This is a genomic window from Mycolicibacterium sphagni (assembly GCF_002250655.1).
In the GTDB taxonomy this organism is placed as follows: domain Bacteria; phylum Actinomycetota; class Actinomycetes; order Mycobacteriales; family Mycobacteriaceae; genus Mycobacterium; species Mycobacterium sphagni.
The window spans coordinates 1-415 of sequence record NZ_NOZR01000069.1; the positions used below are offsets into that span (position 1 = coordinate 1).

Annotated in this window: 1 protein-coding gene; it reads left to right on the forward strand. The window is 67.7% G+C overall.

The window, feature by feature from the left end:
* A partial coding sequence (locus CG716_RS30455; protein WP_165774355.1) for a hypothetical protein occupies positions 1–415 on the forward strand: 415 nt, incomplete at both ends.

The window sequence follows — 415 nt, forward strand, 5'->3', positions numbered from 1 at the left end:
CCATCGACGGACCGCAGGCGTTCCTCAACGCTCTGGTGTCCGGTGGGGCGGCGTTGGCGGCTGCGTTCAACGCGGCACTGGCCAAGTTCCCGTCTCCGCAGGCCTTCGTCAACGCCTTCGTCGGTGCCCTGGCGGCCATCAACCCGGCGTTGGGCATCCTCGCCAACGCGTTCACCACGTTCACGGGTCAGCTGAACGCGACCCTGCAGGCGGGAATTGCGGCGGGGCTCACCGGTTTCCAGGCGCTGCTCAACGCGCTCAGCAATCCGGCCAGCGCGCTGTTCGCGGCGTTCCAGGCGGCGCTGGCGGCGTTCCCGAACCCGCAGGCGTTCATCAACGCGCTGGTGCAGGCCTTCGGCAACATCAATGTCAACCTGGGTCTGGCCTTGCGGGCGGTGCTCAATGTGGCCATCGA